The sequence below is a fragment of the Tumidithrix helvetica PCC 7403 genome (genome assembly GCF_965232925.1).
Lineage (GTDB): Bacteria > Cyanobacteriota > Cyanobacteriia > Pseudanabaenales > Pseudanabaenaceae > Tumidithrix > Tumidithrix helvetica.
Genome location: NZ_CBDDRA010000044.1, coordinates 24,310 through 33,781 on the forward strand (window position 1 = coordinate 24,310; position 9,472 = coordinate 33,781).

12 protein-coding genes are annotated in these 9,472 nt (G+C 45.2%); 7 read left to right on the forward strand and 5 right to left on the reverse strand.

Going from position 1 to position 9,472, the window contains the following annotated elements; genetic code table 11:
* Positions 1 to 17: 17 nt before the first annotated feature.
* On the reverse strand, positions 18 to 515 hold the full coding sequence (apcB, locus tag ACP2WE_RS24670; RefSeq protein ID WP_425218174.1) for an allophycocyanin subunit beta: 498 nt from the start codon (positions 513 to 515) through the stop codon (positions 18 to 20).
* 161 nt (positions 516 to 676) lie between these two features.
* Here apcB and ACP2WE_RS24675 point away from each other — a divergent pair, with 161 nt between their 5' ends.
* Positions 677 to 1,885: an FIST signal transduction protein gene (locus ACP2WE_RS24675; RefSeq protein WP_425218175.1), complete on the forward strand. Its 1,209-nt coding sequence runs from the start codon at positions 677 to 679 to the stop codon at positions 1,883 to 1,885.
* Between the two features lie 11 nt (positions 1,886 to 1,896).
* Here ACP2WE_RS24675 and ACP2WE_RS24680 read toward each other — a convergent pair whose 3' ends face one another.
* Positions 1,897 to 2,844, reverse strand: coding sequence for a LysR family transcriptional regulator (locus ACP2WE_RS24680; RefSeq protein ID WP_425218176.1), 948 nt, complete (start codon positions 2,842 to 2,844; stop codon positions 1,897 to 1,899).
* A 22-nt stretch (positions 2,845 to 2,866) separates the two neighbouring features.
* Here ACP2WE_RS24680 and ACP2WE_RS24685 point away from each other — a divergent pair, with 22 nt between their 5' ends.
* The 6 genes from ACP2WE_RS24685 to ACP2WE_RS24710 all read left to right on the forward strand — a co-directional run bounded on the left by ACP2WE_RS24685 (position 2,867) and on the right by ACP2WE_RS24710 (position 6,668).
* Positions 2,867 to 3,823 carry a hypothetical protein gene (locus tag ACP2WE_RS24685; protein ID WP_425218177.1) on the forward strand — a complete coding sequence of 319 codons (957 nt, stop codon included), beginning with the start codon at positions 2,867 to 2,869 and terminating at the stop codon, positions 3,821 to 3,823.
* A gap of 109 nt (positions 3,824 to 3,932) precedes the next feature.
* Positions 3,933 to 4,418 carry a 2Fe-2S iron-sulfur cluster-binding protein gene (locus ACP2WE_RS24690; RefSeq protein WP_425218178.1) on the forward strand — a complete coding sequence of 162 codons (486 nt, stop codon included), beginning with the start codon at positions 3,933 to 3,935 and terminating at the stop codon, positions 4,416 to 4,418.
* 67 nt (positions 4,419 to 4,485) lie between these two features.
* Entirely contained in the window at positions 4,486 to 5,166 is a 681-nt protein-coding gene (locus ACP2WE_RS24695; RefSeq protein WP_425218179.1) for a V4R domain-containing protein, read from the forward strand.
* A complete protein-coding gene (locus ACP2WE_RS24700; RefSeq protein ID WP_425218180.1) occupies positions 5,163 to 5,465 on the forward strand; it encodes a hypothetical protein in 303 nt (100 codons plus the stop codon). The genes ACP2WE_RS24695 and ACP2WE_RS24700 overlap by 4 nt, the downstream gene beginning before the upstream one ends.
* A 31-nt stretch (positions 5,466 to 5,496) precedes the next feature.
* Positions 5,497 to 5,955, forward strand: coding sequence for a bilin-binding protein (locus tag ACP2WE_RS24705; RefSeq protein ID WP_425218181.1), 459 nt, complete (start codon positions 5,497 to 5,499; stop codon positions 5,953 to 5,955).
* 56 nt (positions 5,956 to 6,011) lie between these two features.
* The gene (locus ACP2WE_RS24710; RefSeq protein ID WP_425218182.1) at positions 6,012 to 6,668 is read left to right on the forward strand and encodes a V4R domain-containing protein; all 657 of its coding nucleotides are present in this window, start codon (positions 6,012 to 6,014) and stop codon (positions 6,666 to 6,668) included.
* A gap of 17 nt (positions 6,669 to 6,685) precedes the next feature.
* Here ACP2WE_RS24710 and ACP2WE_RS24715 read toward each other — a convergent pair whose 3' ends face one another.
* From ACP2WE_RS24715 to glcD, 3 genes are all read right to left on the reverse strand, one after another.
* Complete coding sequence (locus ACP2WE_RS24715; protein WP_425218186.1) at positions 6,686 to 7,150, reverse strand: C39 family peptidase; 465 nt, start codon at positions 7,148 to 7,150, stop codon at positions 6,686 to 6,688.
* A gap of 13 nt (positions 7,151 to 7,163) precedes the next feature.
* Complete coding sequence (locus tag ACP2WE_RS24720) at positions 7,164 to 7,481, reverse strand: hypothetical protein (RefSeq protein WP_425218183.1); 318 nt, start codon at positions 7,479 to 7,481, stop codon at positions 7,164 to 7,166.
* A gap of 86 nt (positions 7,482 to 7,567) precedes the next feature.
* Positions 7,568 to 9,079, reverse strand: coding sequence for a glycolate oxidase subunit GlcD (glcD, locus tag ACP2WE_RS24725; protein WP_425218184.1), 1,512 nt, complete (start codon positions 9,077 to 9,079; stop codon positions 7,568 to 7,570).
* Between the last annotated feature and the right edge of the window lie 393 nt (positions 9,080 to 9,472).

The following is a 9,472-nucleotide window of genomic DNA, read 5'->3' on the forward strand; positions in this document are numbered from 1 at the left end:
GGAGCCCTACATAAAACTTAAATATTGTTCTCGCCTAACTCACGGCTCATGTGGTCAAAAGGTTCTGTTAACCAATCGCCATTTTCACCCACCAACTCAACGACTTTTGCCTTCATGATCTGGATGCCTCGAACCGTAGATCCAGTTGCTACGCCTAAGGAACTGTAGGTGTCACGCAAACCTTGTAGTACCCGTTCGTCTAGAACGTCGCTATTGCCTGCCACGAGGGCATAGGTTGCGTAGCGGAGGTAATAGTCCATATCTCTCAAACAAGCTGCAAAGCGGCGAGTTGTATAGGCATTGCCACCTGGACGAATCAAATCGGGCAATTCTTCAAATAGTTGTGCCCCAGATTGACGCACCAAAGAAGCTGCATTAGCAGTAATTGTTGAAGCTGCTTTCAGTCGTGCCGCACCAGTGGCAAAATAAGAGTTAAGTTGTTCGATAGCATCTCGATCGAGATAACGTCCTGTGGCATCATAAACACCTATCAGGCTAGTTACTGCATCCTGCATAGTAAAGTTGCTCCCTTCGATAGTTATTAATTGTTTTTTGTAATTTAGTCTTTATGTATTCTTCTAAGATACAGGACTTGTTTACACAGTATCTTATTGAATCTTTGCGAATCTTTGCATCGTTAATTAAACCATAGCAGCATGAAACAGAGGAAAGGCATATGAAATGGGTTAGTAGCCTCTCTACTAAAGTATCACTGGAAGCTGCGGTGCAAGAGGTGTCTGAGCAGGTTCTACAGGCTTTAGGGGAACGATCGCCAGACTTGGGATTGCTGTTTATCTCAAGTAGCTTTGCCAGTGACTATCCTCGGCTATTGCCCTTGCTTTCCGAAAAGTTGCCCATCAAACACTTGATTGGTTGTTCGGGCAGTGGCATCGTGGGTAGGGGGCAAGAGCTAGAAGACTTGCCAGCTATATCTCTGATGGTCGGTCACTTGCCAAATGTTGAGATGAAAATATTTCATCTCAGCGAAGAAGATGTGCCCGATCTGGACAGTCCGCCCAACCATTGGCAGGATCTGATCGATGTTGACCCACAGGTACAGCCAAACTTTGTGATTCTCGGCGATCCTTTTTCATTTCCTGTGAACGATCTGCTGCAAGGCTTAGATTTTGCTTACCCTAGTGCCGTTAAGGTTGGGGGCTTGGCAAGTGGTGGTGGACTCGGTGCCAATGCTTTGTTTTGTTTTCATGACAAAGATAACTATAAGCTCTACCGTCAAGGTTTAGTGGGTATTGCCCTATGGGGTGATGTTTCCATTGATGCCGTTGTGGCGCAGGGCTGTCGTCCCATTGGCAAGATGCTGCAAGTCTCTGAGTGCGATCGCAACCTCATTCTTTCTCTAGAAGGGCAACCGCCCCTGACGGTTTTACAAGATATTGTGGGCGATCTGAGTCAAAGCGATCGCCAGTTGGCACAAAATTCTCTGTTTTTGGGTGTGGTGATGAATGAATTTAAATCTGCACCAGAGCAGGGCGACTTCTTAATTCGTAACATTATTGGCGTCGATCCAAAATCGGGTGCGATCGCGGTGGGTGACAGAATGCGTCCGGGACAGCGAATTCAGTTACACCTAAGGGATGCCCATGCTTCAGCCCTAGACTTAGAAGACGTACTTAGACGCTACCACAAGCAAATCATCTCTGAAGGATCTAGCTCAGCTACGGCAGCAGTAATGTTTTCCTGTGTGGGTAGAGGCGAAAAACTCTATGGCAAACCAAATTTTGACTCAGAGCTATTTAACAAATATTTGGGACTACTTCCCCTTGGTGGTTTTTTCTGCTCTGGAGAAATTGGACCTGTGGGCGGCACGACCTTTTTACATGGGTACACCTCCTCCTTTGGCATTTTTCGGGCTAAATCAAGTTAAAGCACTTAAATTTAAAGAACAGTGGGGTTTCCGATCGCTTTATCTCTAAACAGCGGCAAAATTTCACCACAAAATGCCTCTGTTGCCTTAGAGCGATAACGGTTAGGGTTTCTAATTTGTAATAACGTCCGCTTGATCACTAAGCCATCAATCAAGACTTGGTGCATCGCACCGACTTGCAATTCTTTTTCGATCGCTGTTAACGATAAAAATGCTGCCCCCAGCCCTGCCTGTACGGCATTTTTAATTGCCTCAATTGAATTTAACTCCATCTCAATCGTCAACTGTTTGGGATCGACCCCACTTCTCATCAAAACTTGATCGATCACCTTGCGAATTGTAGACTGAGAATCTAAGGCGATAAACTGTAACTTATATAACTCTTCCCTCGGTAAAGTACCAGCCTGAGCCAAGGGGTGCATCATAGGTAACACTAGAGCTAGCTCATCTTCAGCATAGGGGGTAATTTCTAAAGAATCGAGTAATTCAGCTGGGATTTCCCCGCCAATTATTGCCAAGTCTACCTGTCCATTTGCAACACTCCATGCGGTGCGGCGAGTAGAATGAACGTGGAGTTGGACTGCAACTTCAGGGTATTTCTTGCGGAACAAACCAATCATCCGAGGCATCAAATAAGTACCTGTCGTTTGACTGGCTCCAATGATCAGGGTTCCACCATTAAGGTTTTGTAAATCTTCAATGGCGCGACAGGTTTCTTGACACAAGCTTAAAATGCGATCGCCATAGGACAAGAGTAACTGCCCTGCCTCTGTCAACTGTGCGCGTCGCCCACCCCGATCGAATAAAGGCACATCTAGCTGTCGCTCTAGGTGTTGAACTTGCAAACTAACTGCTGGCTGTGACACATACAAACTATCAGCAGCGCGCTTGAAGCTACCTTCAGCCGCGATCGCTTTCAGGATGCGTAATTGGTCTAGGGTGAAAGGAATGTCGATCATAAAAAACGAAGTGTGAAAAATTATGAATCGGGCGGATATCCAAGATTTTCTGAATTTAGCAGGAATTGATGGCGTTGCCCTCACAAATAGGCGCATGCGCCCTTATTTTTATAGGCTAGATTCAGTTTTGGAAAGAACAAAGCAGGCTTTGGGGCAAGGAGTCTTGCATGTATTAGAAAATGTGCCAGAAGGTTTTGAAGCCTTTGAATTTTCCTTCTCTGAAAATGTTGTTTTTATCTACAAGCTCAGTCATGGCTTAGTACTCTTGGTATTAACAGGAAAAGATTTGGATCTCGAACGTTATAAAAATGCGATTACTAGTATTAAGAAGCTGGTTGAAACAGATACCTACAATACGATTTCCGCTTTCAAACTGTTATTGGGTAATGCTACGCAAGCAACATTAACAAGTCAGAACAATGCTGGATTCCAACAAGCAGATCAACCAGCAAAGGTTGCTATACCCGTTGAATTAGCCAGTGAATCAGCAAAAAAATCACAGATTCATGTTACGCCTCCTCAGTCTCCTAAAGCCAACAGGCAATCATCCACAACTTCAACCCCAAAAACACAAGCATCTCCTTTAGATGCAGCAATAGTAGAAACGCACATTAAGTCAGTATCAACGAAAAATAGTACGCAAGAGTATAAGTTAGATGAACTTATCGGGGTGATGAACAAATTGAGTCGATTTACCACGGACTATCTCGGCAAAATGGTCGTTGCCAACTATTGGCGTTCCAGTCGCCCCACGATCGCTTGGCTAGCAGAATTTGAGGTCGATCGCAATGCCCAACTTTCCCATCCCCGCCAAAAGGCGATCGCATGCAATCCCGAGCAACACCAGCAAATTCAAGACTGGACAAAAGCTTTTATCAATCGTTGCTGTCAAGTCATTCGCAACTTTGACGTCATGCTCAAGCAAGATTGCCTTGATGCCCAACAGCAAAATTTACTGATTGGCACAGATCGAAAGTAACGAATGCAAAAATTGTTAGGTCAATAAACAGAGACCATTCGCTCAGATGCGATAGACTTAGTGTTAGCTTAAGAATACCAAGTGGCAATTAGGTAGGGGTAGGGAACTTATGGCTAAGCGAGTCAGGATTGAGCCGATCGCACAAGAAGCAGACATCGCCACAAACGGTGCATTGCTATCTGTACTGATGGGAGAAGATTTAAATATTCTTAAAGAATGTGGTGGACGGGGAATGTGCGCTACCTGTCACGTTTACATCCAATCTGGGATGGACTCTTTAAGTCCGATGGCAAGGCGCGAACAACGCACCTTAGAAGTTATTACTACCTGTAAGCCCAATTCTCGCCTAGCTTGTCAAGCAAAGGTCATGGCAGAAGGGGTGGTCGTAGAACTGCCAGTTGGGATGTACGTGCAGTCGATTCAGGACATTGAAGCCCTGATTGGTCGGCGCTGCGAAAAACCTCTGTTGCACCCCGTTACGGGACAAACGCTTGTCGAAATTGGTCAGCTAATTACTCGGTCGATGGTTAAACAACTTGAAAACACAGATTTTCGTGTGTCTGAGCAATTACCTAGTACAAAGAGGGGCTTGTAATCTCTTTCCTCAAACTATTCGAAATATTGTTGCGTAAATCTATCGTCCAACTAGGAGTATCAAGTTTATGACTGTTGCGGCAAAATCTTCCGAAAGCTCGATCAAGGGCACAAAAAGAAACAACCACTATAGCCTGCAAGATTTCTTTAAGCCTGATTTTGAGAGAGGAACAATTGAAGACTGGAATGGTTTACGAAATGTCCTGACAAGTGAAGACTTTATCATTGGCTTGCAAGAAGGTTTAGAAGAAGAAGTGGGTGAAGCTTCTGCGGCAGTGATGTATACCATTGGCTGCGAGTGGGGACTCAAGGATGCTGAGTTTTTTACTCAGTGGTTTGAGCGCGACTTTGGACGCAGCATTCGTCAAACCAACCTACCCTTTTTGCTGGAAACTTGGTGGTGGCCCTTTACCTCTCAAGGATGGGGACGTTGGAAGATGGATATGAGCGATCGCAAGCAGGGCTTTATGTTCATTAGTATCTTTGACTCCGCAGTGGCGCGTACTTTAGGCGATGTTGGCAAACCCGTTTGTCACCTCTATGCAGGCTTATTTTCTGGCTTCTTTACCTATCTAGTTAAAAAAGAACTAGATTGTATTGAAATTCAATGCTACTCAATGGGTGAGAACTATTGTAAATTCTTGCTGGGAGGTAAAAATCGCATTGATGCGGCAGCATTTTGGCTCAATGAAGGTGGAACCAGCCGCGATATTGAGAAACGCTTACGCGATGGTGAATTACTAAAATGAACACAACATCAACTTGGACGCAGCAATCTGTCCGTAGCTTTTGGCAAGGTGTGAACTGGGAAAATCGCCCTCAGGTCGTTACCGCTGCGCCTAGTCAGGGAATCGGCAATCTTAACGGTCATGTTGCGATCGCGCCCACACTCGACCTCAAGCTCTCTGTAAATCAGTACTTCAGTATGATTCCTTGGTCTGGTATTCCTCTTGCTGCTGCACCAACGCCTTCACTTGGAGTAGCCAAAGTAGAAGAAAAGAAAGAAACCTTAGAGGATTTCCTAGATGATATCTCTAGTTTCTTTTAGCTGTCATTTTTAGCTTTCAAAGGACAAATCTATGAGTAGTCAAGTTCAAGATCTGATCGACCAAGCCAACGAGCGATATCTTGGCACCGAAGAAATAGGATTGTTGCAATCCTACGTGACTTCTTTGCCAGAACGCCTAGCACTATACAAACTTTTACGCGATCGCGAGTTAGAGATCCTACAGGCTGTCGCCGATCGCGTAGAAGAAGAGATGCCTAAGCAAGATACTGCCGATCTCGAAAGAGGCATTAAAAATCTTGTATTGGTGATGCGTTATTGTGCCATGTCCATGTTGTTAAACGATGAGAATTTCCTCAAGCAAAAGCTACTGGGTTGGTTAGAGCAAATTATGTCAGCCCACGATCTGCGACGACTCAATGAAACTCTTTATAAATCTCTCAATCAAGTCTTAAAGAAAGAACTCAGTGCTAGCCAACTTGCCTTGGTGCAGCCATTGATTACCGCAGCACAAGTAACGCTGATTTACTAACTCTAAGTAGCCGTTTACGATCTCTTGCCAAGAATCCACTGACCCTTTATGAACTTATGATTTCTGTTGCAGATTTGCTTAAAGATAATCGTGTCCCTGCCAACTATTTTGACTACGGGGCGTATGTGCGTGGCGATCTAGAGCTAGGCTTGCTGGAAAGTCGTAGAGGCGATCGCCTCATTGCTATTCCTGATACGCTCATTGCGGCACTCTATGCAGGCTTAGCCAAAGAAACTGGTCAGGCTTCTAGGCTTGTGCTATTTAATTGCGGTAAATGGTGGGGTAAAAACTTTTATACCCGTTTTAGCGAATCGATCGCGGAGTATTACGATCAATCGCTAGCCGAGATGGAAATGATTACCTTCCTACAATGCTTAAAGGAATGTTGGAAAACCCATGGCTGGGGAAAATTTGAGTTCGATCCAGAACATCAAGCCCATGGAGTTTTAGTGATTAAGACCTATAACTCCCCCTATAGTCGTCAAGTTCCTGGGGAAAATCGTCCTAGCTGCTTTTTAGAAGCAGGGATTCTCACTTCCTTTTTTAGCCGCCTCACGGGTCGAGAGTTGTTAGCAGCACAAACTACCTGCGAATCAAGAGGCGAAGACTGCAATCGCTTTATTATTGGCTTATCCGATCGCCTTGCTGTTGTTGACAAACTTCTACTGGAAGGTTTAACGCACGAAGCGATCGTCCAACAACTGATCGGTTAAGTTCTTTCCTCGTATTGCTACTTACTGACAAAGTGTATCCATAAATCGCCATCAGCACCGCAGACTCTCTCCATTGCCTCATAGGAGTAAGTTAAACCCCCTCCACTCGCATTGGTGTCATAGCCATCCGCCGACCATTCCCCATAGGGATCGTTAACAACCCAGCCAACTTCGTTATAACCCACGATCGCAATGATGTGCCCAGATCTTGTAAAGTAGCCATGCACGATCAGTGGATTCCCTTGATTGAGCCAAGCTTTTGCCTCTGACCATTTTGCCTCTAGTTTAAATTTATCCTTATAGCCATAGTCGGCGATCAGCGTCGCCAGATCGGCAGGGTTATGACGATCTAAGCTGTGGGTATCGCAGTAATTGTATAACTCGTCTTCTAACTGGACATCTGGATCTTTGGCACGTAGCCCAAAGTAGGCAAGACACATGGCTGTGGATGTAACATTGCAAGAACCAAAGGGATTATTGATGTTATCTAACTGGCTAAAATAGGGGACATTTAGTTTCTACGCTAGTCGGTGCTTTAGGTGATTCTGGTGCTCCTTTGGGCTGCACGACATCATCTTTGAGAATCTGCACGTGCTCGGCATAGACATACCAACTGTTTCGACCGTTAAAAGAGTCAATCAGAAGGGCGACTTTGTAATGATTGGTGACGCGATCGAATAGATAACTATGCAGAGCGAATTCCTTCCCAGCAGCAACCTCTTGCTTTTGATTTGGGTGAGTGATTTTACTACTGTCAATAGGCTGTAATTTAAAAGCCGTCTTTTGTAGAACTTTTACCGTGTAGTTTGGCATAAGAAGGTTATTGGTTATCGAGTAATGATATCAATTCTTTTGTTTTATCCAAACTGCCTCCTGACGACCGACGACTGACAACTCTTCTAAAACCTTTCTATCTGCTTAAATTGACTATCTAACTGATGGATTGCTTGAGAATTAGCGGCTTCACCACAGGTGCGGGGAGTTGGGAAAATCTTGGTGGGGTTGGCAATTCCTTTAGGATCGAAGCACGATCGCACCCAGATCATCGTTTCCAAATCAGCAGGACTGAACATTTCTGGCATATAGCAGCGTTTATCTGCACCAATGCCATGTTCGCCAGAGATACTTCCCCCTACTCTGACGCAGAGCTTGAGGATCTCGCTCCCTAATGCTTCGACCTTTTCTAACGCACCAGGAATAGAATTGTTGTAGAGAATCAATGGATGTAAGTTGCCATCGCCTGCATGGAAAACATTGGCAATGGGGTAGCCATACTTTTGGCTGAGCGCTTCCATCTCTTTGAGCACATAGGGCAATTTTGTGCGGGGAATGACGCCATCTTGGACGTAATAATCTGGACTGAGCTTGCCCATCGCCGCGAAAGCTGCCTTGCGACCCTTCCAAAGTTTGAGGCGTTGCTCGGGTTCCGTCGCCGTGGTGACATTGCGTGCGCCATTCTGCCGACAAATGGCTTCTACCCGTTTTGCATTTTCTGCAACTTCCAACTCTGAGCCATCAATTTCAATTAAGAGAATTGCCATGGCATCGCGAGGATAACAACCTGTAGCGAGTGTATCTTCCACAGCATTAATGCTCATGTTATCCATGATTTCCATGCCACCAGGAATGATGCCTGCGCCAATCACCCCTGACACCGTGGCTCCTGCGGCTTCTACATTATCAAAGTCAGCCAGTAGAACATGAATGGATTCCGCTGCTTTGAGTATTCTCAGGGTAATTTCTGTGGCAATGCCCAAGGTTCCTTCCGAACCGACAAAGATACCTGTGAGGTCATATCCTGGCATCTCGGCAATCTCGCCGCCTACGTCAACGATCGCACCATCAGGCAATACCAGTTTTAATCCCAGAACGTGATTGGTCGTGACTCCATATTTAAGGCAATGCACCCCACCTGAGTTTTCTGCAACATTGCCCCCAACGGAACAAATGATTTGACTGGATGGATCTGGGGCATAATAAAAGCCAGCACCACTTACCGCCTGAGTTACCCAGTTATTAATCACGCCTGGTTGCACGACTACGCGTTGATTCTCAAGATCGACTTTGAGAATGCGCTTCATTAAAGCGGTCACAATTAGGACGGAATTCTCTAAGGGTAAAGCGCCACCAGACAAACCCGTGCCAGAACCTCTAGCTAAAAAAGGAAGTGCAAAGCGATCGCATACCTTTACAATTTCTGAGACTTCCTCGGTAGTACGAGGCAGGACAACTACGGCAGGCTGTTGTTTGTAACTCGTCAAGCCATCGCATTCGTAAGCCAGCAGTTCTTCGCGAGTTCGCACGACGTTTTTAGCCCCTACGATCGCCTCAAATTTGCGAATAATGGGCAGCCAATCTATTGCTTTGAGATGAGTCTGCGAACTTGCTTGCTGCTTGTCTTGTGCGATCATTTTATTTTTGCTAGAGCCCTTACTGTCATGGTAGCAGGAGATTACGCACAACTTCACGATTTAGATTGCGGGGTATTAACTCGATTGTCGGTCAACGTAAATTACGCTAACTAGCTTTGCCAAAATTTCCCCACCTATTGTATCAGGGCTTGAAAGCGTGGATAGCTATATCAAAAGATTTTCAAAAGGCTTGTTATTCCATCGATAAACGCTGAAATCGCGGCGATCAATGGATAAAATGCGTCCACTATTTAAATGCTCTGCTAAAACGACTAGTGCAGCGTCACATCTAAAAATTAGGGTTGGCAAATAGGCTCAAATCGGCGAAATTGTATAGAGCACGAAGAAGCTTTATGCAAAAGAAATATATTGTCCGATTGACCGAGGATGAAC